Here is a 24,146-nt window from a genome sequence, read left to right on the forward strand (position 1 = left end):
CCGAAACACGGGTGAGCAAACCAGGAATGATAATGTATCTCATTAACAACATCAAAGACTTCCACGGCTGCGAAAGGTAAAAATCTGTAAAGAAACGGGCGCACAACGTCCCACCGTCATGCGATATAACGAGACTGAACCGCGAAACGCCCGCAAGTTCTTAGCCGGAGCTGCGATTACTGTTTAAAATTCGCGCCCTTTGATTCCTACACCAACGTCAAACCCAACGGTCAAAGCGGTATCAATGACTCAAAATTCAGTGCAACAGGCACATCCCACCTCCTCGCCCACACCCAAACCAACGGTACTTGCACTACTACCCCTATTACTATTCCTTGCATTGTTCGTTGGTGCTGGCCTCTGGTATCAGTGCCAGGGCGTTGAGATGGCCTTCTATCAGGTATCCGCACCAGTGGCGATTCTGCCGGCCATTGCCCTGGCGATCCTGCTCGCCCAGGGTTCCCTAAGCCGACGTATCGATACCTTTATCCAGGGTGTTGGTGACCCGACCATTATCACCATGGTGCTGATCTACCTGCTCGCCGGGGCCTTTGCCAGTGTGGCCAAGGCCGTTGGCGGTGTGGATGCCACGGTGAATTTTGGCTTGAGCGTTATTCCACCCACGCTGGTGCTGCCTGGGCTGTTTCTGATCACTGCCTTCGTGGCGACTGCCATGGGCACCTCCATGGGCACCATCGCCGCCATCGCGCCCATCGCGGTAGGCCTCAGCGATGCGACGGAGTTGCCGATGCTGCTCGCCATCGGCACCGTGGTGGGCGGGGCCATGTTCGGTGACAACCTGTCGATTATTTCCGACACCACCATCGCCGCCACCCGCACTCAAGGGGTAAAGATGCGGGATAAATTCCGCATGAACCTGCTGATCGCCCTGCCCGCCGCGGTGGTCGCATTGATCTGGCTGTACTTCTCCGGCACAACCGCGCAGGTAACGGCGCCGGGGGACTACGAACTGATTCGGGTGCTGCCCTATATCGTGGTGCTGGTACTGGCGGTCAGTGGCGTGAACGTACTGCTGGTACTGTTTATCGGGATTCTGCTGGCCGGTGCCATTGGAGCGGGATTGCAGCCGGACTATTCCATTGCGGCTCTGTCCAAGGATATTTACGCGGGCTATACCGGTATGCAGGAGATTCTGATTCTGTCGCTGATGATCGGCGGACTCGGCGCCCTGATGCACGCCGGTGGTGGACTGGCCTGGCTGGGCCGAGAGATCGACAGAATCAGCCAGCTTTGCAGCCGCGGTAAGCCCGGGCGCAAAACCGGCGAGCTGGGTATCAGCACCGCGGTGGCGCTGACCAATGTCTGTACCGCCAATAATACCGTGGCTATCTTGCTGACTGGGCAGCTCGCCAAAGATATGGCCAACCGCTACGGCGTGGATCCCCGTCGCAGCGCCAGCCTGCTGGATATTTATTCCTGCACCGTGCAGGGATTGCTACCGTACGGTGCACAGATACTGCTGGCATCGTCTTTGGCAAAAGTCTCGCCGCTGGCATTGGCGGGCAGTATTCACTACTGCTGGCTGCTGGGGATCAGTGCGTTGATTTCCATTTTGACCGGGCTGTTCAGCAGCCGGTCTACAAAAAAGTCGGCCGCAGACAAAAACTAATTCGTTATCTTTGCTGACCAAACCAGCGCTGAATGGATTCAGCAAGCGCCTGCGGCTGCTCCAGCGGAATCATATGGCCGCATCCTTCGATCAGCTGAAGCTCGGCATTGGGAATTGCCACCGCCAGTTCTTCTGCTTCTTCCAGTGAGCGCAGGGCATCGTTTGCGCTGGCGATCACCAGTGTCGGGCAATCAATTGCTGGCGCCGGAACCTGAGAGCGATCCAGCGCCGATTGCGTTGCCAGTGCCCGGTAGCCCAAGCGGCGACTCATTTCCTTGATCCTCGCAACCAGAGCCTTGTCTGCGACATTATCCGGGTGCAGCGAATGGGCAATGGTGCTGTTGCTCAGTCCCCGGAATCGCTCCGGGGTTAGCGCCTGCACCGCCTGCATTTTCGTTTTCCTCTGCTGTGTGGTGTCGTCACGCAGCGAGCTGGCAACAAGCACCAACGCTTCCACCCGCTCCGGATAATCCGCAGCCAGCTGTCTGGCGATATAGCCACCGAGAGAGAATCCGATCAGGACAAATCGTTGCGGCAGGCGGTCGGCAATGTCGGTCGCCATATCGCGAATGGTTGGGCCGTCGCCGAGAGAAGCGGTATGAACACTCCAATCTCGGGGCAGATAATCCCGAAAGTCATCCCACAGTGTTTCATCCAGCATAAAACCGGGAATAAGGGCAATTGAGGCGGCGGTACTCACGGGATTCTCCATTCAAAAAATTCAGTGTTTAGCAGGCTGCCGAAACACCCCTGGCGTGGTCTGAAGCGTGCAGCTGTTGTGTCTTGTCTCGACGGGCAGGTGGCCCCTAGAGTCAAGGCGCATCAGATGTGTGTTTCAGGCCGCGCCCTCCCAGTGGGAAAAAGCGGCTGCGCCACATTACGCCAATACAGATCAACGTACACAACACGCCACTGATTATCGCCACCGCCGGGAGTCCGGTTACCTGCGCCAGAGCACCGAGGATCGACGCTCCCAGTGCCGGGCCGGCCACAGTGATCATCCCCCAGATACTGACCACACGACCGCGAAATGCGCTGTCGAGATCCGCCTGAAGTGCCGCCTGCATGCCAATACTGGCAAGGGTCGACATGGCGGCGATGCCAAAGATACTGAGTGCGGCCAGTAAAAACAGGCTGGAGAAACCAAGCAGCGCCACAAACAGTCCCTGCAGTGCACAGCCCACCGAAATGAAAGTCACCAGGGTGCTGCGCCTGGTCGTTCCGGACAGCAGTACCCCCGCCACAATGCCGCCGGCACCGGCTACCGCCATCAGGGTGGCGAGCCCGCTGCTGCCGCGCTCGAAGACGCCACCGGCAAACGCCGGTAACAATTCCAGCACACCGCGGCCGAAGGCGGCAATGGCCACCGAGAGCACAAACAGCTCAAGAAATTTCGGCACGCTGTTGATATAACGCAGCCCTTCCAATAGCTGGAAGAAGACACCGCCGCCCTTGCTGCTGCGGGCCGTCGGGCGGATATACACCACCAGAAGGGAAAACAGCGTACCGAGAAAAGTTAGGGTATTGATCAGAAAGGTGCCGCCAACGCCGATGGTACTGATGGAAATACCACCCATTGCCGGCCCCACCACACGGGTGACATTGAACACCACGGCATTGAGGCTAATAGCCTGGGTCAGGTATTCCCGCGGGGCAATATCGTGAATCAGTGTCAGCCGGATCGGCTGATAGGCGGCGTTGCCAATACCCAGCAATACGCAACAGGCGAGCAGCGCGTGAATATTGAGGAAACCCATCGCGTGGGTAACAAAGAGTCCGGTATTAAGCAGGATCTGCACCAGCAGGCAGACGATGGCATAGCGCCGGCGATCCATGCGATCGATCAGCACGCCGAACAGCGGCGCGATAAATACCAGAGGCAGGTACTGGGCGAGCACGATAAGGCCCACCCAGCTTGAGGATTCCGTCAGCTCCCACGACAGCCAGCCGATGGCCGTGCGCTGCATCCAGGTACCAATCCAGGAGACGGTATTCCCGCCCAGGTACAGCGCGTAGTTGCGGTCTTTCAGTACCTCAAAGGCCATGATGCGACTTCAGTTTCTGATAGAAATTGAAGCATAACGAATTTTCGCACTCGACAAGACCGAACTTCACCCCTTCAGCGCATCTTCCAACTCTGTATCCAACAAACTGCTTTCCACCGAGCGCGGCTTGTGGAATCGACCGAGGCCGAGGTACACCACCGGTGTGAGATACAGGGTAAACAGCGCGGCAAGCCCCAGGCCACCAAACATTACCCAGCCAATGGCGGAGCGCGCTTCCGCGCCGGGGCCGCTACTTAAAATCAACGGCAAACCACCCAGCACGGTGGACAGCATGGTCATGGCGATGGGACGCAGGCGCACCCGCGCCGCTTCAGTCACGGCGTCATAGACACTGTGGCCTTTGTCCCGCAACTGATCGGCAAATTCCACCAGCAGAATCCCGTTCTTGGCCATCAACCCGATCAACATCACCAGTCCGATCTGCGAGAAAATATTGATGGTGGTGCCGGTAAAAAACAGTGCGTACACCGCCGCAGCCAAACCGAAAGGTACGGTGACCATCACAATCACCGCACTGCTGACACCTTCAAACTGCGCGCACAGCACCAGGAATACCACCAGTGCGGCAATGGCGTAGGTCATGGCCACTTCACGGGAGCTTTCTTCCAGGGAATCTGCCTCACCGAGAAACGCGAGGCCAATATCTTCCGGCAAAATTTCGTCTGCCAGTTTCTGAATATCTTCCACCGCACTTGCCAGGGGATAACCCGGCTCCAGGCCCGCGTCGATCTCGATAGCGCGGCGCTGACCCTGGCGGTCCAGTTCGGCGGCGACACTTTCTTCGCGCAGTTTCACCATACTGGACAGTGGCAGCAGGTCACCGCGCTCACTTTTCACATAGAGATTCACCAGGTCTTCCGGCGAGGAGACGGTGGTGTTGGACGTTTCCAGCATGATGGGCACCGCCTGGTCACCCACATTCAGGTCCACTACATCGAGGCCATCCACGACGGTGCGCAAAGTCGTCGCGATACTGTCCAGGGGCACACCGAGATCCGCTGCGCGGCGGCGATCAATTTCGATAGAGAGTTGTGGCTGCGTGGGCCTGTAGCTGATTTCCGGGCGACCGAAGTGCGGCAGCCGATCTTCCATGGCACGGGCCAAATCCCTGGAGGCCTGATAAATACGTCCGTAATCGTTCCCCAGCAACGCCACCTCAATACCACCACCGCCGCCACGTAACGACAGGCTATTGGGGCTGCCTACGCGGATACGGGCACCGGGGATTGCCTCCAGTGGGCCCTGGATTTCCCGCTTGATATCCTGCTGCGAAACCGTGCGATCATCCCAGTCCGCCAGTGGCAAGGTAATCTGTGCGCGGTTGGGATCCCACTGACCAATCTTGGTCATGATATCGGTGATATCACCGCGCTCTACCAGTGGCCGCACTACATCCTCGATATGTTCCGCCTGACGGGCGATATAGTTCTGCCCTACCCCGTCGGGTCCGGTGGCATTCACGTAGAGAATGCCGCGGTCTTCCGATGGCAACAGCTCTTTGCCGATCACCGTGTACAGGGCACCGGCGCCCACCGCGAGCAACATGGCCACCGCAAAACTGATCCAGCCGCGGCGCAGGCAGGCTTCCAGACTGCGCTGATAAATGTTCGCGAGACGTTCGCCCAGTGCCGCAATCCGCTGGTAGATTTTATTGCCGCCTTGGGACTGCTCGTTGCGGGTGACCCGCGCGGTGAGCATCGGCACCAGCGTCAGCGCCACAATGGAAGACAGTGCCACGGCGGTCGCCAGTACCATGCCGAATTCACGGAACATACGCCCGGCGGTACTGGGCAACAAAGCGATGGGAATAAATACGCTCACCAGCACCGCAGTGGTAGCCAGCACCGCAAAAATGACCTGGCGCGTACCGAGCACTGCTGCCGCCCGCGCGCCCATGCCCATTCCACGCAGGCGCTGAATATTTTCCAGCACCACAATCGCATCATCCACCACCAGGCCGGTGGCCAGCACAATGGCCAGCAGGGTCAGGATGTTGATGGAGAAACCCATCATCCAGATGCCCGCCAGCGTGCCGATCAGTGCGATGGGAATAGCGGTACTGGGAACCAGGGTGGTGCGGATATTGCCGAAAAACAGCCAGATGGCGGCGATCACAATCAGCACCGTGTAGAACAGGCTGGTGACCACTTCCTTCACCGACCCCTTGATAAACACGGCGCGGTCTTCGGTGACGGTGATAGAAAGATTGTTGAAGCGCTTGTTCAGGGACGCAACTTTGCGATGCACCGCATCGCTGATTTCGATGGTATTACTCTGTGCCTGGCGCACCACCCCCAGACCAATCACCGGGCGATCATTCAAGTACACCAGGGACTGCACATCTTCCGGTCCGAAGGACACGTGGGCCACATCGCCGATACGGATATCGCCGCGGACAGTAGTTTCACGCACCTGCTCTTCGGTCACCGTGGACGCGTCGGTGCGCACCAGTAACTGCTGATCCACGGAATTGAAACTGCCGGAGGGCACATCCAGCGGCGCGTTGCGCAGTACGTCGGCCACGTCGCTCACCGAAAGGCCAAAGCTTGTCAGGCGCAATGGATCCAGCACTACCCGCAGTACTCGCTGGCGCTGCCCGGAGATGGGCACGTCCGCCACGCCGTTGATGGAAATCAGCTCGGGGACTATGTCTTTTTCGATGATGTAGGTAAGCGCTTCATCACGCAGGGTGTCGCTGGTGACCGCCAGTTGCACCACCGGCTCCGGCTGATCCGCGGCCTTGACGACCGTCAGCTGCTCCACATCACTGGGCAGGTTGCGCTCCGCCTGGCTGACCGCTTCGCGCACGTCGGCGGCGGCGGTATCCAGATCCACATTGGAATTGAATTCGATATGGATGCGGAAGCTGTTTTCCTCACTGGAAGATTCAATCTGGCGAATGCCGGAAACCCGCGCCACCGCGCCTTCCACAATACTGGTGACTTCGGAATCCAGGGTTTCCGGCGAGGCGCCGGGCAAGGTGCCGCGTACAGAAACGATGGGCACATCCACATCCGGCAACTCACGCACTTCCACCGCGCTGAACGCAGCGATACCGGCAATGGCAATCAGCAGGTTCAGCACCAGTACCAGCACCGGACGCCGGATGGCCAGAGAGGCGAGATCCTGTTTCGCGCTATTCGCGCTTACCTCAGCGGGTTTATTCTGATCGCGCATGGTATTAAAGCCCCGCGATATTGGTAACACGCAGGCCTTCGCGCATGCGTTGGGTACCTTCGGTAACCACCTGCATACCTTCAGGCAGATCGGACTCCACCAGAATGGCCCCGGGTACCCGCTGCACGATGGTGGCGGGAATCCGCGTGACTTTTTCGTCGTTCACACCCCACACAAACGCACCATCATTACCCCACTGCAGGGCCACTTCCGGAATCAGCGGATAGCGCCCGGCTTCCAGATTCAGCGTCACGCGGAAACTCATCCCCGGGCGCAGCAGATCGCGGTCATTTACCACCAGGGCGCGGGCCGCAAAGGTACGAGTCTCTGGATTGACGCGGCTGTCGATCTCTACCAGTTGACCGGTGTGATCCGCGCTGCCATTGGACCAGGTGGCGACGGCGATCTCCTGCCCCTGCTGAATCTGCCCGAGAAACAGTTCCGGCACCTGAAAGGTCACCAGTAATTTGCTTCGGTCATCGATGGTGGTAATCGCGGTGGTGGTATCTACGCGGGAACCGGGGTCGATATTGCTGATGCCCAGGTAACCGTCAAAAGGCGCCTCGATACTGCGATAGTCCAGCGCAACTTTCGCCCGATCGAGATTGAGTCGCGCGCGCTCGACCGCGCTCTGCGCATCGTCCAGCACGCTTTCGGTCACGGTGCCGGAACCGCGGGTACGCTGGTAGCGGTTGTGCAGGCGCTTGGCATCTTCCAGTTCCACACTGGCGATTTGTACCGCGAGACGCTGGTCGCGATCATCCAGGCGCACAATGGTCTGCCCGGCCTTTACCCTGTCTCCCGCCGCAAAGGTCACTTCCACAACCTCGCCGCTGACTTCCGGATGTACGGTGACGCTTTTCAGTGCTCTGGACGTGCCTACGGCTTCAATCCGCACATTGCGCGGCTGCCACTCCACTACCTCGGTCACTACCGGTTGAGCGGCCGGTGCCCGCTCGCCGTCAGCGGGCGCCTCCACATCTCGACTGCAACCCGAGAGAGTCAGGCAGATCGCAACCCCAGCAGTTAAAGCCCGGTAAGTTGAGAAGAAGTGAGCGGACAAGGGTGAGCTTGGCATTGAGAAATCACCAGGTTGGAAATCAGCTTTAATAACAGGTTAATAGCGGCCATTTATTCCGCTGATTAAAAATATTTATTCGATTGGCACTCCGGTACCGGCTGCCAAGACTACCTGCTCTCTATGACCGTTTCCATTTTCTGGGCGGTTTTCAAGTACGACCTATATGACCAATTTCATTACTCGTGCCGCAAAGCATCAATCGGGTCCAGCTGTGCCGCCCGACGGGCGGGCATATAGCCGAACAACACGCCAATTCCCGCAGAGAACACAAAAGAAATCAGGTTGATCGCCACGTCAAACCGGTATGGAAGCCCCATTAATAGTGACAACCCCACCGATGCGACGGTCGCAAGAATAATACCCATCAATCCACCCAGCGCGGCCAACACTACCGCTTCAATCAGAAACTGAAGAAGTACCTCCCGCTCCAGCGCACCAATGGCAAGACGAATGCCGATCTCCCGGGTCCGCTCGGTCACGGACACCAACATGATGTTCATGATCCCGATACCACCCACCAGCAGACTTACAGAAGCCACCGCAGCCAGCAGCCCGGCAAGTACCTGCGTAGTACCGGAGAGTGCGTCAGCGATCTGTCGGGTGTCGAGCACATTGAAATCGTCCTCTTCATTTTCCGACAGCCGGCGGCGTTCACGCATCAACTGGGTAACTTCCGCCTTCACCTGGTCAATCTGTTCCGCACTGACAACGGATACAAGAATGGTGTCGATATTGCGCCGGCTGCCCGCCAGGCGCCGTTGTACGGCACCGAGGGGCATAATTACCTTATCGTCCTGATCACCCATGGGCGCTTGCCCTTTGGATTTCAGCACGCCGATAATTTCACAGGAAAAATTTTTCACCCGCAGGATATCGCCCACAGGTGTAGCAGACTCGCCGAATAATTCGTCGCGAATGGTAGACCCGATCACACACACGGTAGACCCCATCTGCGCCTCTTCCTCACTGAAAAAGCGCCCGGCCTCCAGTTCCCAATTGGCGGCGGTGAAGTATTCCGTATTGCTGCCGACAACTTCCGTAGACCAGTTGTTGGAATAGGCCACGACAGTGGTACTCACTTCCAGCTCTGGCGCCACCGCGGCCACGCCAGGAATGTAGGAGCGAATCGCATCGGCGTCATCCAGCTTGAACGGCGGCGGACCAGAAGAGCCGGCACTGCCCGGCGGCCCGCGGCGGAACCGGCTCTGGCGGAGCATCAGCAGATTACTACCGAGTTTTTCCACCTGTTCGCGTACGGATTCCGTAGCGCCGTTGCCCAGGGTCACCATGGTGATAACCGCCGAAACTCCGATCACAATACCGAGCACGGTGAGGAAAGAGCGCAGGATATTGCGGCGCACTTCGCGCACCGCCAGCAGCAGACTACTCCACAACATTGGCGTACTCCCCCGTTTCTCGCACGCGCGATTCTTGCGTTTCGTCCCGGGCAACACGGCCATCGACAAAGTGCACCATGCGGCGTGCGTAGGCTGCCATTTCCTCTTCGTGAGTCACCATCAATACGGTGATGCCAATATCGCGGTTCAGAGAGACCAGCAGCTCCATGATTTCGTGACTACGAGATGTATCGAGGTTACCGGTGGGTTCGTCTGCGAGCAGCAGAGTGGGGCTGGTGACGATGGCCCGGGCGATGGCCACACGCTGTTGCTGGCCACCGGAAAGTTCCGCCGGGGTGTGGTGCTCCCACCCCGCAAGCCCGACCTGAGCCAGCGCACGCTTTGCGGCCGCGGCGCGTACATCGGCCGGTTCGCCGCGATACAGTAACGGCAATTCGACATTTTCCTGAGCCGAGGTGCGGGCCAGCAGGTTGAACCCCTGAAAAACAAAGCCGAGAAAATGCCGGCGCAACAGAGCGCGCTCATTGCGGGACAGCGATTCCACCTGTACATCGCGAAAGCGATAGCCACCGGTGGTGGGAATATCCAGGCAGCCGATAATGTTCATCACGGTGGATTTACCGGACCCACTGGGGCCCATCACCGCGACAAAATCGCCCTCTTCCACTATGAGATCGACACCGCGCAGCGCCTGAAATGCGGCACTGCCCTGGCCATAACTTTTGGTGACTCCGGAAAATTCCAGCAGTGCACTCATCCGCGCGCTCCTGTCATTCCGGTAATCACCTCGGCACCCTCTTCCAGGCGGCCGCCGATGATTTCTGTATAACGTCCATCGCTGATGCCGGTACGCACACGCACGGGTTTCAATTCGCCGTTTTCCATCACCCACACACGTTGTGGCCCGCGGTTGGACATAACCGAAGAAGTGCGCTTCTGATTGCGGTCACGTGAGCCACGGAATCCACGAGGAGGACCGGAAATCAGCTGGGAGAACACGCCACCGGGTTGATTATTCCCACTGCGCTGCCGCTCACCGTCTCCCCTGGTTCTCGCCCCCATACCTTCACGGCGAGGACGCTCACCATTTTCTCCGCGACGGCCACCGGCACCTTCACCGCCTTGCTCTCCACGGGGGGACATATCCGGCATCAACTCCGCTGGCGGGGTGAAACGCAGCGCGACGTTAGGTACAAGCAGAACATTTTCACGAGATTCCGTGGTAATCGTGGCTGTTGCGGTCATCCCCGGGCGCAGAGTCTGATCCGGATTATCTACGGACAGCAGCGTGGAACGGTATCTGTCAACGTAGTTGTCGCGTTTAAGGTATCAGCTCTTTAACAATTTACCGCCTTGTCCGGGTTCAGCATTACTGACTCCGGCAAGCTGAGGTTTCTGGTTTCTCCTGACCAGCGTCGAGGGTTCTTGGCCTTCGCAGCCTCAAGCACAACTCTGCGCTGAATCAGTATCTCGTGAGCCTCTCCATTATGGCGTTGCTCAGGTGTTACGTAGTTCAAGCCACTGTGGCGATGCTCGGTGTTGTACCATCGCACAAACGCCAGCACCCAGTTCCGAGCTTCATTGATCGTTTTGAAGCCACTTGCCGGGAAGCCCGGTCGGAACTTCAGCGTCTTGAACAATGACTCAGAGTAGGCATTGTCGTTGCTCACTCGGGGGCGGCTGTTCGAGGGGGTTATACCAAGGTCATACAGTTTCTCCAGGAATGTCGCCGCCTTCATGGGGCTACCATTATCGGAGTGCAGTACAAGCGGCTTGCTCTTCGCCGTCAGGCGCTCACGCCAGCAGGCTTTCTCGATAAACTCACAAGCCAACTCTCCGGTCTCACGCTCATACACCTCATGGCCGACAATTTTCCGGCTGTAAACATCCATAACCAAGTAAAGGTAATACCAGGTTCCGCATGCTGGTCCTGGTAGCCACGAGATATCCCACGACCACAGACAGTTTGGTTCTGATGCTTTGTGTGTGGTCGCTGCTCGCTTCCGCTCCGGCGCCTTCTGGCGGCCTCTACGGTGGACTTGATTGTATTCATGTAAAACCCGGTAGAGCGTTGATTCAGAGGCGAGATAATGGCCCTGATCCAGCTGGTCAGCAACAATAAATGCTGGAGGGCAGCTTCGGTATTCAGGTTGATTACACAGGGCTATTACGGCTTGACGCTCCTTAGCCGTCAGTTTGTTCGATGGCTCCGGCCTCGGCACCACGGGCCTCTGATCTTCCCTGACAACCTCGTCAGTGACCCAGCGTTGATAGGTGCGTACGCTCAAGTTCAGCAAGGCACAGGCCTTGGCCAGCCGGGCTCCGCTGCGATTGGCTTCGGCAATCAGAGCAACGATCTGCTGGCGATCTGGGAGGCTGGTCATTCGTCCTCGTCTTTGTGGCCCCAGATCGCCTCGGCTTTTTTTGACAGTGTGAGGAGCGCAGCGGTTTCAGCGAGCGCCTTCTCCTTACGTCGCAGCTCTGCCTCAAGCTTTTTGATACGCTTTTTCTCGGCCTTACTGGCCTTTTGGTTGCGTTTAGACTGCTCGTCAGATACAGCATTGGCTGACATGCAGGCCGTTTTCCAGGCCTCAATCTGCTCGGGGTAAAGGCCTTTCTTGCGGCAGTATTCACTGAGCTCCGCCTCAGTCATTGGGGCAGTTTCAAGGACGACTTTGAATTTTTCTTCGCTACTCCAATTATCGGGAGTAGCAGAGTTGGAAGGCAAAACAGCACCTCGTTGTCTGGCGGCTTTACGCCAATTGTACAGGGTAGCGGTACTGATGCCTTCCTGGCTCGCCAGTTCGGCAACGGTCATGCTGTGAGGCGGCGCCATCTTCTTGAGGATGGCCTCTTTACGTTCAGGTGAATAGTGGGGCATGGTTGTCCTCTGAAAAGTTCAGGCGACAACTACCCTGACACATAGGGGGAATAGGACACCACGTTATCGACAATACTGGAGCCAAGACTCACACGGGTGACCGTGGCGGGATACTCCCGGCCAGGCCAGGCATCAACGGAAAATGTCGCATTCAACCCTTTGGACATCTTGCCGATATCCGCCTCGTCCACGCTGACCTCCAACTCCATTTTCGACAGGTCTTCAGCAAGGGTGAACAACACCGGGGCGGAAAGTGACGCGGCCACGGTCTGGCCAGGCTCCACCACGCGCGAGAGCACCACGCCATCCACCGGTGAAACGATAATCGCCTTGGCAAGATTGGTTTCTGCCGACGCCAGATCCGCAGAGGCGGATTCCACGTTGGCTTCGGCGACGGCAACGTCGGCCCGGGCACGTCTGTCCGCCGCCTCTGCGGCCTCCAGTTCAGCGCGCGATGGCAAACGACCATCGGTGGCCTCTCTCAAATCCAGTAAACGCTTTACGTTTTGTGCGGCTTCAATCTGCGAGGCCTCGGCCTGCTGCAGACTTGCCTTGGAAGACGCCAATGCCGCGGAACTTTTGCGCACCTGATCCTGCCACTGCACAGTAACCAGGCGGGCCAGCTCCTGACCTTTTTTTACCTGATCGTTGTAGTCCACGGAAACCGTTTCCACCGTGCCGGATACTTCGGTACCGATATCCACCTGATTGACCGGCTGCAGATTGCCGGTCGCGGTTACCGAGACCTCGAGATTACCACGACCGATGGTTGCGGTGCTGAACTGTGGCGTGCCGCCCGCGCTAAAGAAACTGCTCCATCCCCAGTAGGCCACTGCGGCCGCACCGACGACACCCAGTCCGATTTTATTGCGACGGGTAATGCTCGCACTCTTCCATCTCGATTTCAGCCCGGTAAAAAAACCGTGTCTATTGCCAGACTGCGCCAGCATTTCCTGGACCGACTGGTGGCGATCACTCATCGATTGATTCTCCATGTCTTTATTCTCGAATTACCAGCTGCCGGCAAGCGCGCGGTACAGATTGATTGCGGCCAGGGAATTGGCTACCCGGGCATGCAGCAGCGCTTCCTCCGCGCTTAACACCTGACGCTGGCTGTCGAGCACCGTCTGAAAGTTCACCGCACCAGCCTGGTAACGGGTAAAGGCCAGATCCAGGGTATCCCGCGCCATCACCAGATTCTCTGTCAATTGGGGAATTCGCTGTTCGCTGCTGACCATATCCACCTGGGCGTCCGCCACTTCACCGAGCGCGGTAAGCAGTGTTTTCCGATATTGATTTACCGCCTGCTCATGCTGCGCATCGCGCACGTTTACCTGCTCTTTCAGACGACCGCCATTAAACAGAGGTACGCTAATGGAGCCGAGCAGTGATCGGACAAGATTTGCGGAATCAAACAGATCCGCGGCATCCAGGCTGCTGAAGTTCAACGCGCCACCGAGTCGAAAGCTCGGATAGCGATCTGCTTCTGCCGCATCCCGGCGGAAAGCGGCCGCGGCCACCGCGTGCTCCGCCGCACGGAGGTCCGGGCGGCGACGCACCAGCTCGGCGTCAATTGACGGATTCCCGTGCAGGTGCGCCATATAGGGTACGCCGGTAACGGTGCGCAATTGCGCGATCAATGCGTCCGGCTCTTCACCAACAAGGAGCGCGAGGCTATGCATGGATTGGCTGACCACTTTTTCCTGTTCCGGTAACTGCGCCAGCAATTGCCCGACACTTAACCTGGCCTGAGTGAATTCCAATTCACTGTCGAGCCCGACTCTGTAGCGGGCTTCTATCAACTCTGCGGTTTCCCGCTGCGCAGCGAGATTGCGGACGAGAATATCTGCCTGTGCCTGGCCCTGACGTAGAGTGATGTAATTGGTGGCCACTTCGGCGGCCAGAGAAATCTGTATGTCCTGCAGACCGGCAGTCGTTGCCGCCAGGTCAGCTTCGGCGGCGCGAAGGCTATCGCGGTTACCGCCGAATATATCCAGCTCCCACCCGGCATCCACGCCTGCACCGTAGCTGCTGCGACCATCACTCTGGGATGCGGAAGTACTGCCATCCAGCTCGGGCTTCAAGGTGGCACCGGTGATCGCCGCCTGAGATTTGGCTGCCCGCACCGCAGCCTGGGCACTGTGCAGATCAGGATTGGCAGCAACGGCACGGTCGATCAGGTCAACCATCAGGGGATCGTCGAACTGCTGCCACCAGTCGGCCGTTACAACAGCGGTCTGCTCCGCCGATTCAATACTCGCCAGCGTCTGGGCGTCAGAGAATTCAGGCTCGGTGGACTCCGGAGCGGCATACAGTGGCGCTGGAGCGGCCATTGCGAACAGCAGGATTAACGTCGTCCGTTGACGGTAGGATAGTTGGCGCACGGTGAATAACAGGTTCTTGAAAAAGGGATCTACATGATGGCCGAGTTATCCGTAAAGAAGGGTTAACCCGATGTAAATTACGTTAAAAATACCGGGAATAGACCTGTCGATTTACCAAAAAAAAACCGGCGGTTATCCATAACCACCGGTATTTTTTGGCCGATACCCACTGCCACTGAGGCAGGTATCGCAATTGGTCGAGCAATACACCAAATGGTGCTTCACCCGGCCCGATCAGAAGGACACGTTAACGCCCACCCAGAAGCTTCGTGCTTTGTCCTTCACGTTGTAATCATCGGTAAAGACCACTTCGCTCACTGCACCACGGCCCGACGCATAGGTGTAAACACCATCGCCGTTGAGATCGGTATAGGAGGTACTGTACGAAGTGAAATCCTCATCCAGCAGGTTATTGATGCGGCCGTTCACAGAGACGTACTCGTTGATCTGCAGCTGTGCACCCAGATTCAATACCTCGTAGTTTTCAAAGTACAGGGGCTTGTCGAGCACGTTATCCCAGCTGCGGTAGCGGTCGGAGCGCAATTCGGCCTGCAGATACACAGAGAGATCGCCCGTCGCCTGCCAGTCCAGCGTGGCATTGGCCATGTGCTCTGCGGTGTTGGTAAGCGGCTGCCCTTCTTCCGGACCACTTAATTGCTCACTGTCAGTCCAGGTATAGTTGGCGCGCAAAGACCAGTCTGCCGCCAGAGATACCTGCCCAGCCAGTTCCAGACCACGGATTTCCACCTCATCCACATTGATTTTCTGGCTGTAGGACTCGTACCCCAGAGAGTCATATTCACCCAGGTTCACACAGGGGCGAACACCACCGGTGCGCTCACAGCTGAAGATTGTGTCGCCACTGGCAATCTTGTCTTCGAAATCTGTCTGGAACAGGGTAGCGTTGAAGTTGTGCGCCCCTGATGGCGCAGTCCAGTAGACTGCAATTTCACTGTTTACGCTGGTTTCCGGCTTCAGTTCCGGGTTACCTGCGAACGGCGACGTGCCCTGGCCACCAAACCCGGTAATCCCGTCGTAGAGATCAGTGGTTTGCGGGGTCTTGTAACCGGTGCTGACGCCACCTTTTACGGTCCAGCTATCGGTCAGCGAATACACGCTGTAAAGGCGCGGCGAAACCTGGCTTCCGAAAGTGTCATGGTTGTCGTAACGCACACCGGCGGTAAGGGTCATGTCGCCAACCGGCGTCCAGTTGTCCTCAACAAACAGCGAGTACATTTTCTGTTCCTGAACACCCCCGGCCGCGTTGTCTTCAATACCAAAAACATCGTCTTCCAGCTCACCATCAATCACCTGGCCACCAATCACCAGCATATGCTCTCCCAGCATATTGCTCAGGGGGACATCCAGGCGCGCATCCAGAGTGTACTGGTTGCTGGCCAGGGTACGCTGCGGGCGCGGCAGGAAAGTGGCTTCCGCCAATGCTTTGCGCGCGTCTTCATCCATGCCAGCGTATTCACCGGTGCCGTCATACATTTCCTGAAGTTCAAGACGTTCGGCTACGGTAAACGGAAGGGTACGGCCTTCATTGTTGGTATCAACAAAGCTCAGAGAGACGCTGCTGGTGGCAAAGCCCCAATCCCCTTCGTGGCTCAGGGACCACCAGTCGCGGGTAAACATCTGATCGGCCGCGTAACCAGTGCGCGGCTGAACCTGGCCGCCACTGTCGCGCCAGACAGACTCGATATTGTCTTTGGTACCCAGTGGATAAGTAATTTCACCGGTATTGATATCAAAGGTGGGAGTGTTGTCGTAAGACTGCTCAGAGGTGTCGTAGTTGAAGCGCACAAACTGGTTATCGCTGGCGCTCCAAGACAGGCTGAAGCCGAACTGTTCGGCAGTGCTGTCCACAGTGCGACCTCCACTGCCGAAACCCATTGAGCGCACGTGTATTCCGCCACTCGGATCAACCGCGGGCTGGAATTCCGGACTTGAGGCCATCTGCTCGTACACACTGCCATGCAGGCCGAGGGTCAGCACACCGGGAACAATCGGCCCGACCACATTGAAATCCGTGGTGATATCATCACCAAAATCGTCATTGGTCTGCAGACTGCGGCCGTACGTCATACCGCCGCCCCACTCTTCGGTGTGGCGCTTGGTGATCACGTTGATGACACCACCCAGTGCATCCGCGCCATAAAGGGTGGACGCGGGGCCGCGAATCACTTCGATACGCTCGATGGTGTCCTGGGGGGGAATATGGTTGAACTGATTTCCACCAAAGTTATTCGGATAAATATCGCCATGATTGTTCTGACGGATACCATCAATCAGTACCAGCGTGTATTCACCGGTGAGGCCGCGCATACTGATGGAGCCCTGACCGGTCTTATCCCGGGTACTGCCGATATCGACACCTTCCTGGTATTTCACCGCATCCAATAAATTGGTGAACTGACGTGTCTTCAGATCATCGGCACTGATCACCGAGATACTGGCAGGCGCGTCGGTTATTTTCTGCTCAAAACCGGTCGCGGTTACCACCACGGTTTCCATACTCGCGTCGGAGGCAGATTCCGTGGCAGCGGCGTCATCAGCCTGCGCTACTGCCGCCACCTGACTCGCCACAACAGCGGCCGCCAATAAATTCCATTTAAAACCCTGGCTCTTGATGCCCTTCATCCTTTCAAACCCCTTTTCTAATCATCCTTCGCGTCGCTGCCAGGTCAGCCTTCGGCCACCCTGTCATCGACCACCCCGTAAAACATGATGAACATGCTGTAAACTTGATGCGTAATGATAATGATTATCAGGTGCCCGTCAATAACTATCTGAGAAAGTTCCCCGCGCCTGCGAAATTTTTTCCACCCTCCTGCATCCATCTAGGTGCACCACCCCGTCCATCAGGCAACCCCCTAAAAACTACGCAACAAAACTGCGAAAAAAATGAACAGAAAATCATTGAAAGTGATGGCACCGGTACTGGTACTCGCGGCAGCCTTTGGCGCCGTGCAGTGGATGTCAGCGGCAAAACCGCAACCGGAGAAAAAAGAAGAAGAACAGCGCCTGGTATCCCTGGTTACGTCACCGGCTCGCGCGCAGCCGGTTCAGCTACAGGTCACCACACAAGGAGAGGTGCGCGCGCACACCGCTATTAACCTCACACCACAGGTGTCAGGACGCATCACCGCCATCGCAAACAGCTTTGCCGAGGGCGCTGGATTCGAGGCCGGTGAAACTCTGATTCAATTGGATGATGCCGATTTCCAATTGAACGTCGCCCAGGCCAAGGCCCGGGTTGCCCAGGCAGAAGTTCTTTTGTTACAGGCAAAAGCCGCCGCGGATATCAAACGCCAGCAGTGGCTTGGCCTGAACCCCAATAAAGAACCCACCCCGCTCCAGGTAAACAAACCTCAGATGCTGGAGGCCGAAGCCAACCTGCGTGCCGCCAAGGCCGAACTGGCGGACGCGGAACTGAATCTGGCCCGCACTCAGATCCGCCTGCCTTACCGCGGCCGTGTGGTGAGCCGGGATGTGGGCGTCGGCCAGTACGTGACAGCCGGCACCTCCCTGGGACGCATATTTGCGACAGATCGCGTTGAGGTAAGACTTCCGCTGACCGACAGCCAATTACTGGAACTCGATCTTCCACTCGGCTTTGTTGCCAGCGAAGAGACACCGGGCCCGGCGGTGACCCTTTCTGCCCTGGTGGGAAACCACGAACAACGGTGGCAGGGCCACATCGTGCGCACCCAGGCCAGTATCGATCCTCAAACCCGCCTGATCTATGCAGTAGCAGAAGTGGAAGATCCCTACGGCAAAGGTGCCAGTGACGGAGTGCCGCTGGCGGTGGGACTGTTTGTTACCGCACAGGCGGAATCTACCGCCCAGCGGGACGCCATAGTAGTACCCCGGGAAGCCCTGCGCAGCGCCGATAAGGTCTATGTGGTAGACGACAATAACCGCCTGGATATCCGCACCGTTGAAGTGCTGTCCACTGCCGACAATCGCGTGGTGTTGGCCGCCGGTGTTGCCGATGGCGAACGCGTGGTGACCTCCACCGTCGCCAATCCCGTGGACGGTATGGAAGTGCAACCCATCACCCAACTGGCCCGCCGCTAAGGAAGCTCTCATGAACAGTTTGATCGCCTGGTGGGCCCGCAATCGGGTTGCCGCCAACCTCGCCATGATCGGCATTCTTGTCGCCGGCGTAATCGGCTTCTTCAGCATGGAGCGGGAAATGGACCCACAGGTGCGCTTCCCAGGACTGGAGATTCGCGTCTCCTGGCCAGGTGCCGCACCTCAGGAAGTGGAGGAGCAGATCGTCGCGCGTATCGAGGAAGCGGTGAGCGATCTGGACAATATCGACTGGGTGCGATCCACTTCTTCCGAAGGTTTTGGTGAGGTGTATATCCTTGCGGAAACCACCGTGGATTTTTCCCGTTTCATGAACGATGTAAAAATCCGCGTGGACGGTATCTCATCGTTCCCCCGGGACATTGAACCGCCTCAGGTACACCAGTGGGTAAATCGCAACGAGTTTATCCGCGTAGCCGTGCATGGTGACCTGGGCGAGCGTGAGCTCAAGCGCCTCGCGGAGCAGTTGCGCCGCGAAGTGGCCACGTTGCCGGCCATCTCGGTAGTGGAACTGTTTGGCACACGCATGGAAGAGGTTTCCATCGAGGTCAGTGAGCAGGCGCTACGCCGCTATGGTTTGACCTTTCAGGAACTGGCGGATGCCATTCGCGCAAATTCCATCAATCAATCTGCAGGCACCGTACGCACCGAGGTGGGCAGCTATCAACTGAAAGTGCGCAATCAGGCAGACAGCGAACAGGAATTTGCCAACATTATTGTGCGCCAGACTGCTGACGGCGGCACCATCCGTGTAGGCGATGTGGCAAAAGTGGTGGACGGTTTTGAGGACAACGAGATCCTCGCCACCCTCAACGGTGAACCAGCGGTTCTACTGCAGGTCATGAGCACCGAGACCATGGACATCGTCACCGCCTCGGACTCCATTCGCAAATGGATTGCCGAACGCCGTGAAACCCTGCCTGCCGGTGCAGAGCTCACTCTATGGACAGATAATGCAGAAGACTTCAAGGGCCGTATGGAAACCATCAGCAGCTCCGCTTTTATGGGTCTGCTACTGGTACTACTGGTACTGATTTTCAGCCTGCGCCCCAAGGTCGCCTTCTGGGTATCTGTAGGCATCGGCACCGCCTACGCCGGCGCCTTTGTGTTATTGCCCTCAGTGGGTGTATCCCTGAATATGCTCTCGACCTTCGCATTCCTGCTGGTGCTCGGCATTGTCGTGGACGACGCGATTGTGGTGGGCGAAAGCATTCACAGCGAGTCTCACAATCCGGAACATCAGAAATCCGGTGGCAGTCTGAGCGCGGCGGTACTGGGCACACAACTGGTGGCCAAACCAGTAATTTTTGCAGTACTGACCACAATCCTCGCATTTCTGCCATGGATTTTTATCAGTGGCTCCACCAGTGAATTCACCCGACACATCACCTGGGTAGTGATTCTGGCGCTGTTGTTCTCCCTGATTGAATCTCTGTTTATTCTGCCCGCGCACCTGAACAACCTGAAGCCGCAGACCGAGCCCGGTCGGTTTGGGCGCTTTCAGCAACGTATCGCCAATGGCATCGTGCACTTTGCACAAAACCACTACCGTCGCGCCGGTCAATGGGCGGTGGATCGCCGCTACCTTACTGTGAGTATTTTTGTTGCGGTAATGATGATTGGTTTCGGCGCCTTCGGCAGTGGCTGGGTCAAGAAAAGCTTTATGCCGGATATCGAATCCGATCAGATTATCGTGAATGTGATCATGCCGGAGGGCGCCCCTTACAGTCGGGCACTGGAAGTCCTCGCGCAGCTTCAGGATGCCGAAAAACGTCTCGAGGAAGAGGTCAATCAGCGCGCTGCTGAACAGGGAAAATCTGGAGAAGGCGCACTGATCGAAAACTGGTACACCCGCTCCCGCCGTGACAGCGTCATCGCCATTGTGCAACTGGCACCGCCGGAGACCCGTGAAATGTCGGCAAAAGATGCGGCGTTACGCCTGCGTGAACTACTGGGCGATGTGCCGGATGCAAAAGAAGTTTCCGTACAATACACCGCCAACAACAACGGCCCCGGATTCGAGCTTTCCATCCGCCACCCAGATCTGGACATCTTGCGGGAAGCCACATCGGACCTGGAATCCCAATTGCGCACCTACGAAAGCCTGTACGACGTACGCAACAATCTGGAAGGCGCCTCGGAAGAAATCCGTATCGACCTCAAACCCGGCGCCACCAAACTCGGTCTGACTCTGGCGGAAGTGAACCGCCAGGTACGCCAGGCCTATTTCGGAGAAGAAGTACAGCGACTGCCCCGGGGCGGCCAGGATGTAAAAGTCATGGTGCGCTACCCGCTGGAATCGCGCCGCTCCATCGACAGCCTGAAGGATTTTCGCGTGCGCACCAGTGATGGCCGCGAGGTTCCGCTACTCGCTATCGCCGACCTGGAATATGCTCCCGGTATCAAGCGCATTCAGCGCTGGAACGGCAACCGTGCGGCACGGGTAATGGCAGATCTGAAAGACGATGTGCGCGGAGACATCATGAAAGATCTGGAGGAAAACTTTTTCCCGGAGTGGGAACAGCGCTACCCGGGTATCGTGCGCGGCGCCGTGGGTCAGGCAGAAGGCGAGAAGCGCTTTATTGCCGAAGTACTCGGGTTGTACACCATGGCCTTCTTCGCCATGTACAGCCTGCTGGCGGTGGCATTCCGCAGCTACTTCCAGCCGATTTTGATCCTGATCGCCATTCCGTTTGCCTTCGTCGGCGCGATACTCGGCCACGGTGTGATGGGCATGACCATGGCAATTTTCAGCTACTTCGGTATCGCCGCCGCAGCCGGTGTGGTGGTCAATGACAACCTGGTATTGATGGACCATTGCAACCGCCTGCGGGAAAAAGGCATGGAGCCGCTCAAGGCCGTCGTCGAAGCCGGCGTTGCGCGCTTCCGCCCTATTCTGCTGACCACAGTAACCACCATTGTAGGCCTGCTGCCGATGATGCTGGAACGAAGCATTCAGGCCGCCTTTCTGCAGCCGATTGTGGTGGCGCTGGCGTTTGGGGTGTTTGTGGCGTTCTTTGTTACGCTGCTGCTGGTGCCGGCGTTGTATGGCGTGGGAGTGGATATCAGCCGCTTTGCGGCGCGCGGGAAGCAGAAGCTGATTGGCGGGCTGGGGGGCGGTTCGCAAGCCGCGCATTCGGAGAATTCACTGCCTCAATAATGAACGCGACCCGACCAAGCCTGAAAAGGCCCGCGGATTTTCATCCTCGGGCCTTTTTACAAATGGCGGGTAAGAATAGCAACATCGATGAAAGGAGAGCCCCTAGATTTCTATACTCTTCAGGACCGCCCATTGCAAAGCCGAGAAAAACCGTAAACCGAAAGTGCAATAAAATTAAGTCAAATTAGAAAACTAAAGACTTAAACACTACCTGCCACATTCATCCTACTACCTCTGCACTTAAACAACGAATTTATACTCATCTTGCTGAAACGAAGCGTCACCGTTCGAGTGAGACAGCCTTCCCTGGACTTTGCACATCAACCGATAATTGATCGGCGCATCGCTTGCAACCCTCTCCACTTCCACAGTCATATAGTCGGCCCCTTCAAGCAATCGCCCCATATCTACTGCCAAATATCGCGGGCAATAACCCACAATCTCAGATGGTTTATCCGCTCGAACGAGAACCGCATCCTTGTCATGAGGGTTTTGGCAATCTCTACATAAATAAAGGGCCTCCCCACCATGCAAACTATCAACCCTTTTCTGGGCAGATTTTGCTAGGTGACTAAGCCCATGAGCAAAAAAGTAGTGCTCAAAAATTCCGGAGGGACCAATTTCAAGCTTATTAAACATTTGCAACTGATCGGTCCCTCTCGACGCACCCGAACGAGCTAGAATTTTAAGAGGGGTGGCTTCAGCCTCAGTCAAGCCAAGCCACCGGATAAAATGTGGATATTCTGGCCTTTTCCTAGAAAGCAGCCGATTCCGAAAAAGCGGAAAAAGTTCGTCGGACACATAAATTTTATTGATATCATCCATTCCACTAAACGGTACAAATTTTTCATCAGCCAACACACCTCTTGTGTATTGAAACTCATACCTGCCGTTCAACTCTCTTAGAGCGCCAACCACATGCCAGCTACGAGTTTCCGGGGCTTGCCAGGCTAAATACACGGTGTCACGCTCTGACATCATTCAGCAACCTTTTCCTATTTTCCAAAACCATTCTCAGCGCAAAACTTTTCGCCAAATCAGTAGAAACTTCACCTGGAATACAATCAAAAATACTTTTTATTTCATCAAAACCCAACTCAGAAAGCTGACCCAACCAATACTCCTTCGCTTTCACCCGCTTTTCAACTGCAACAAAAAAAGCATCAACTGTATACATGGGCTTTCTATCAGTTTTAAACTTAAACAACTCAGACCTAGCCTTTCGAACAAATGTTTCGACAGACTGATTTTTGTCTTTCGAACTCAACCTACGATCTCGATCACAGTCCAACAACTCCCTACCCAAGCTAGCCGCATGGTCATATGTTTCGCAGAGAAATTTTTTCTGACTATTTACATCAATCAAAATAGCCCAATTCTCATGATGTCGATCTTGATTACTTACCAATGCATCAAGTAACAAATAGCCGCAAAAGACATCCCCCGAATTTAGCCCCACATGCGAAGTCCAACTCCTAGGGGGAAGCACGCCAGTCATATCCAAGCAGCCTAATACTCTACGGACAGTATGCTCCTTCACTCTAACAAATTGTAACGAATTAACTTCAGGCTCAGGGTAACTTGAGGGGCTATCTGCATGCAGAACCTCATTTCCCATCACCATGCGAAAGCCTTCTGGCACGATATTGGGTGTAACAACACCCATTCGCCCATCCATCTCCGCCATTTCGTATTTCACATGCGGAATACCCAAGGCTTCACATAATTTCTCGGCAACCTTTTCCGACCAATGCTCACCAGTATTTTTGCGTGAATATTTGAACAACCAATTCGTATTGCCGCCCTTAAATCGAAACCAAAATTTTTCTTTGGTTCCTAGCTGCTCAAGGTCTTCAGGATTTACATTTAGCCTTTTTATCTCAAATGTCATAATCTGTAATCACGATCACAATCCATCGCTATGAAAGCCCCCTTTGATCATTCAAAGCGAAACATAAAGACCTTCGCTAAATTAGTAAAACCCCGAGAAGGCTAAAATATCACTCGCCCACTATAAATCTACGCAGCCTAAGCGTTCGACCACTAATCAGGGGCAATAATGATCTTAGCTCACCGACAAGAAAACTCAGTCATCGAAGGCTAGCTTAGGCTCTCACAAGCACAATGAGTGCCCCCACTCCCCTAATACTATTCAAACACACCGCTCACAAGTATGTCTTGAATGTACATCACCAAGAGCAAATTAGCATTGCTATGCTAGCTAGTTCCGGGGCCCTCCAGCAGCAACGCTCGCTCTGCCTCCCCATGTGTCAACAATGAAGCCCTGCGCCCCGACCATCGTAGGGCACGA

The 24,146-nt window shown here is 56.3% G+C and carries 16 protein-coding genes; 3 read left to right on the forward strand and 13 right to left on the reverse strand.

Annotated elements, in window-relative coordinates; translation table 11 throughout:
- Nucleotides 1-244: 244 nt before the first annotated feature.
- Nucleotides 245-1,630: a Na+/H+ antiporter NhaC family protein gene (locus tag AU11_RS04750; RefSeq protein WP_081847935.1), complete on the forward strand. Its 1,386-nt coding sequence runs from the start codon at nt 245-247 to the stop codon at nt 1,628-1,630.
- 4 nt (nt 1,631-1,634) lie between these two features.
- On the opposite strand, the gene AU11_RS04755 is transcribed toward AU11_RS04750, so the two are convergent.
- From AU11_RS04755 to AU11_RS04810, 11 genes are all read right to left on the reverse strand, one after another.
- Nucleotides 1,635-2,330, reverse strand: coding sequence for an alpha/beta fold hydrolase (locus AU11_RS04755; protein ID WP_197023762.1), 696 nt, complete (start codon nt 2,328-2,330; stop codon nt 1,635-1,637).
- A 112-nt stretch (nt 2,331-2,442) separates the two neighbouring features.
- Nucleotides 2,443-3,675 carry an MFS transporter gene (locus tag AU11_RS04760; protein WP_043316847.1) on the reverse strand — a complete coding sequence of 411 codons (1,233 nt, stop codon included), beginning with the start codon at nt 3,673-3,675 and terminating at the stop codon, nt 2,443-2,445.
- Nucleotides 3,676-3,741: 66 nt separating this feature from the next.
- Complete coding sequence (locus AU11_RS04765; RefSeq protein WP_043316850.1) at nt 3,742-6,873, reverse strand: efflux RND transporter permease subunit; 3,132 nt, start codon at nt 6,871-6,873, stop codon at nt 3,742-3,744.
- Nucleotides 6,874-6,877: 4 nt separating this feature from the next.
- Nucleotides 6,878-7,852 carry an efflux RND transporter periplasmic adaptor subunit gene (locus AU11_RS04770; RefSeq protein ID WP_043316852.1) on the reverse strand — a complete coding sequence of 325 codons (975 nt, stop codon included), beginning with the start codon at nt 7,850-7,852 and terminating at the stop codon, nt 6,878-6,880.
- Between the two features lie 278 nt (nt 7,853-8,130).
- On the reverse strand, nt 8,131-9,351 hold the full coding sequence (locus AU11_RS04775) for an ABC transporter permease (protein WP_043316857.1): 1,221 nt from the start codon (nt 9,349-9,351) through the stop codon (nt 8,131-8,133).
- Complete coding sequence (locus tag AU11_RS04780; RefSeq protein ID WP_043316861.1) at nt 9,338-10,069, reverse strand: ABC transporter ATP-binding protein; 732 nt, start codon at nt 10,067-10,069, stop codon at nt 9,338-9,340. Before AU11_RS04780 ends, AU11_RS04775 begins: the two co-directional genes overlap by 14 nt.
- Complete coding sequence (locus AU11_RS04785; protein ID WP_051686958.1) at nt 10,066-10,557, reverse strand: efflux RND transporter periplasmic adaptor subunit; 492 nt, start codon at nt 10,555-10,557, stop codon at nt 10,066-10,068. Before AU11_RS04785 ends, AU11_RS04780 begins: the two co-directional genes overlap by 4 nt.
- 92 nt (nt 10,558-10,649) lie before the next feature.
- A protein-coding gene (locus tag AU11_RS04790; protein WP_156035073.1) for an IS3 family transposase occupies nt 10,650-12,193 on the reverse strand; the annotation gives its coding sequence in 2 pieces (ribosomal slippage) (nt 10,650-11,722 and nt 11,722-12,193; 1,545 coding nt in all).
- A gap of 29 nt (nt 12,194-12,222) precedes the next feature.
- Complete coding sequence (locus tag AU11_RS04800) at nt 12,223-13,188, reverse strand: efflux RND transporter periplasmic adaptor subunit (RefSeq protein WP_197023763.1); 966 nt, start codon at nt 13,186-13,188, stop codon at nt 12,223-12,225.
- Nucleotides 13,189-13,203: 15 nt separating this feature from the next.
- Complete coding sequence (locus AU11_RS04805) at nt 13,204-14,526, reverse strand: efflux transporter outer membrane subunit (protein ID WP_051686960.1); 1,323 nt, start codon at nt 14,524-14,526, stop codon at nt 13,204-13,206.
- A 285-nt stretch (nt 14,527-14,811) separates the two neighbouring features.
- Nucleotides 14,812-17,220 carry a TonB-dependent receptor domain-containing protein gene (locus AU11_RS04810; protein ID WP_231491543.1) on the reverse strand — a complete coding sequence of 803 codons (2,409 nt, stop codon included), beginning with the start codon at nt 17,218-17,220 and terminating at the stop codon, nt 14,812-14,814.
- A gap of 264 nt (nt 17,221-17,484) precedes the next feature.
- On the opposite strand from AU11_RS04810, the gene AU11_RS04815 reads away from it, so the two are divergent.
- Both AU11_RS04815 and AU11_RS04820 read left to right on the forward strand, forming a co-directional pair.
- The gene (locus AU11_RS04815; protein ID WP_043316872.1) at nt 17,485-18,660 is read left to right on the forward strand and encodes an efflux RND transporter periplasmic adaptor subunit; all 1,176 of its coding nucleotides are present in this window, start codon (nt 17,485-17,487) and stop codon (nt 18,658-18,660) included.
- A 10-nt stretch (nt 18,661-18,670) separates the two neighbouring features.
- Nucleotides 18,671-21,835, forward strand: a complete 3,165-nt coding sequence (locus AU11_RS04820; RefSeq protein ID WP_043316874.1) for an efflux RND transporter permease subunit — start codon at nt 18,671-18,673, stop codon at nt 21,833-21,835.
- A 240-nt stretch (nt 21,836-22,075) separates the two neighbouring features.
- On the opposite strand, the gene AU11_RS04825 is transcribed toward AU11_RS04820, so the two are convergent.
- On the reverse strand, nt 22,076-22,816 hold the full coding sequence (locus AU11_RS04825) for an HIRAN domain-containing protein (RefSeq protein WP_197023764.1): 741 nt from the start codon (nt 22,814-22,816) through the stop codon (nt 22,076-22,078).
- Nucleotides 22,800-23,726: a hypothetical protein gene (locus AU11_RS04830; protein ID WP_043316875.1), complete on the reverse strand. Its 927-nt coding sequence runs from the start codon at nt 23,724-23,726 to the stop codon at nt 22,800-22,802. Before AU11_RS04830 ends, AU11_RS04825 begins: the two co-directional genes overlap by 17 nt.
- Nucleotides 23,727-24,146 lie beyond the last annotated feature (420 nt).

The organism is Microbulbifer sp. HZ11 (assembly GCF_000708675.1).
Lineage (GTDB): Bacteria > Pseudomonadota > Gammaproteobacteria > Pseudomonadales > Cellvibrionaceae > Microbulbifer.